The organism is Bacillus sp. AP50 (assembly GCF_040492675.1).
GTDB lineage: Bacteria > Bacillota > Bacilli > Bacillales > Bacillaceae_G > Bacillus_A > Bacillus_A cereus.
Genome location: NZ_JBEUTW010000119.1, coordinates 1 through 2,560, shown reverse-complemented (window position 1 = coordinate 2,560; position 2,560 = coordinate 1). Strand labels below are relative to the sequence as shown.

Sequence of the window (2,560 nt, the reverse complement as noted above, 5' to 3'; positions counted from 1 at the left end):
AATATATTTATATAAAAGTTTAAATTTACGTAGCTAGTGGGGGAACCAATATGAAAATGAATGAAATAGTAGCAAGTACACAATTTCCAAATACAATCGAAACAATAACAAAAGATTTAAAAGCATTAGGAGTCGAAAAAGGAATGACAATTATCGTTCATTCATCACTAAGTTCTATCGGGTGGATATCTGGTGGTGCGGTTGCTGTAGTAGAAGCATTAATGAAAGTTGTTACGGAAGAAGGAACGATAATAATGCCAACGCAATCTTCGGATTTGTCCGATCCGAAACATTGGTCAAGACCACCTGTACCGGAAGACTGGTGGCAAATTATCCGAGATAACGTCCCAGCATTTGATTCACGTATAACCCCAACAAGGGGAATGGGTGAAATAGTTGAATGTTTTCGTACATATCCGAATGTAGTACGTAGTAATCATCCGTTAGGAAGTTTTGCTGCATGGGGAAAACATGCAGTAGAAATAACAATGAACCATTCGTTATCAATGAGCTTTGGAGAAGAATCTCCATTAAGAAAAATATATGATTTAGACGGGTACGTATTATTAATTGGTGTTGGATATGATTCCAATACGTCTGTTCATTTATCCGAGGTGCGTTCTGGTGCATGTGAGTTAATACAAGTAGGAGCACCTATTATAGAAAACGGTGAAAGAGTGTGGAAAGAGTTTTTTGAAATGGATTACGAATCTGAGAAGTTTGTAGAAATTGGTGTGGAGTTTGAGCGAAAAGGAACTGTAAAAAATGGGAAGATAGGGAATGCAACGTGTCGTCTAATGAAACAGCGTGATATAGTTGACTTTGGAACAGAATGGTTTCGTAAGAAAAATTAGTAAGGGATGGTTACAATGAAGGGGAAAAAGGTATTAATTACGAGCGGTGGTTGTCTAGAAAAATGGGATCAAGTACGCGGGCATACGAATATGGCCAAAGGTACAATCGGAAGGATAATCGCAGAAGAACTTCTAGCTAAAGGGGCACATGTTATATATTTACACGGTTATTTTGCGGAGAAACCGAGTGATGTACATAGAGGGTTAGAATTACATCCATTTGAAGGAATCGTTGATTTACAAGATAAAATGAAAAGTATCATATCACATGAAAAGATTGATGCAGTCATTATGGCAGCGGCTGGATCAGATTGGATTGTGGAGAAAATTTGTGATCAAGATGGTAATGTTCTTAATATGAACGGAAAAATTTCAAGTGATATAGCACCGATTATTCACTTTCAAAAGGCTCCAAAAGTATTAAAACAAATAAAAGAATGGGACCCAGAAACAGTACTTGTTGGTTTTAAACTTGAAAGTGATTTAAATGAAGAAGAACTGTTTGAAAGAGCAAAAAATAGAATGAAAGAAGCAAGGGCGAATGTAATGATTGCGAATTCACCACATTCTTTATATTCGCGCGGAGCTGTGCATTATGTAATTGGACAGGATGGTAAAGGGAAGTTGTGTAATGGGAAAGATGAAACAGCGAAAGAAATTGTCAAAAGCTTAGAGTTATTATGTAATCGTGTCACTGCTTTTTAAAATTAAGTTTTTAGATGAGAATGAATCCGCATAGTAATAAGTAAGCGAAACTTTAATTGGTGGGAATTTTACTTTTACACGAATGTGAAGCGTATACCAATCAAGAGCTATACACAGAATAATTGGTGAGGAGTGGATTCTATGGAACATTTATTAAAGCAAGCTATTAAACTTAGAAACGAAAAGAAATATGCGCAGTCTAAAGAGATGCTTATAGGATTAACAAACTTTACAAAGGATGCAGAAGTACTGTATCAGTGTGCGTGGATACATGATGTAATGGGGCTAGAAACAGAAGCAGTTCCGTATTATGAGCAGGCAATCGCAAATGGACTTGATGGCGAATCGCTTTGCGGTGCTTATATTGGTTTAGGAAGTACATATCGTTGTATAGGGGAATATGAAAAGGCAATTACAGTATTAGAAGCTGGGGTGAAAAAATTCCCAGAGAACGCTCCGATGAAAGTATTTTTATCATTAGCAAAATATAACGTAAACGATCACGAATCAGCGATGAAATTATTACTTGAAACTGTCGTGAAAGTAGAGGAAGTAAAAGAATTTGAACGTGCCATTTCATTTTATAAAGACCATTTAAATGAGGTTTTTAAATAAAGGAGTGAACGTATGGAGGTTACACTATCACGAAGGCGAAAAGGTGTTTGGATTGGACTCGTCTTTTTAATTATGCTACCAAACTATTTATTGTATGCCCTTCCAATTGTACCAGTTGCGCCGAAAGAAGTTGTGCTTGGGTCATTATTAGATTGCATGTTTGTCATTCCAATCATCACGTATTTCTTCATTATTCGAAAAAGATACTCGTTAACGTATATAGTTCCTGTTGTAATAGCTGGTTATATTTTTGCAAGATTTATTATTCCAAGTGACTATTTACAAGCTTTTTCATTCATCTCTTATATTATTGTTGCGGCTGAAATTGCATTTGTAGGTCTAGAATTATTCCTTCTCTATAAAATTGTTAGAGTGCTTCCTAAAAT

The 2,560-nt window shown here is 35.8% G+C and carries 4 protein-coding genes; all 4 read left to right on the top strand.

All coding sequences use genetic code 11. From position 1 onward, the window contains the following. The first annotated feature begins 50 nt into the window (after positions 1 to 50). Complete coding sequence (locus ABWK52_RS10770) at positions 51 to 854, top strand: aminoglycoside N(3)-acetyltransferase (RefSeq protein ID WP_000783344.1); 804 nt, start codon at positions 51 to 53, stop codon at positions 852 to 854. Positions 855 to 869: 15 nt separating this feature from the next. Beyond that, positions 870 to 1,559: a phosphopantothenoylcysteine decarboxylase domain-containing protein gene (locus tag ABWK52_RS10765; RefSeq protein ID WP_000676724.1), complete on the top strand. Its 690-nt coding sequence runs from the start codon at positions 870 to 872 to the stop codon at positions 1,557 to 1,559. Positions 1,560 to 1,700: 141 nt separating this feature from the next. Further along, positions 1,701 to 2,174 carry a tetratricopeptide repeat protein gene (locus ABWK52_RS10760; RefSeq protein WP_000400636.1) on the top strand — a complete coding sequence of 158 codons (474 nt, stop codon included), beginning with the start codon at positions 1,701 to 1,703 and terminating at the stop codon, positions 2,172 to 2,174. A gap of 12 nt (positions 2,175 to 2,186) precedes the next feature. Next, positions 2,187 to 2,560: hypothetical protein (locus ABWK52_RS10755; protein WP_353771932.1), on the top strand; the 374-nt coding region annotated here is incomplete at its 3' end.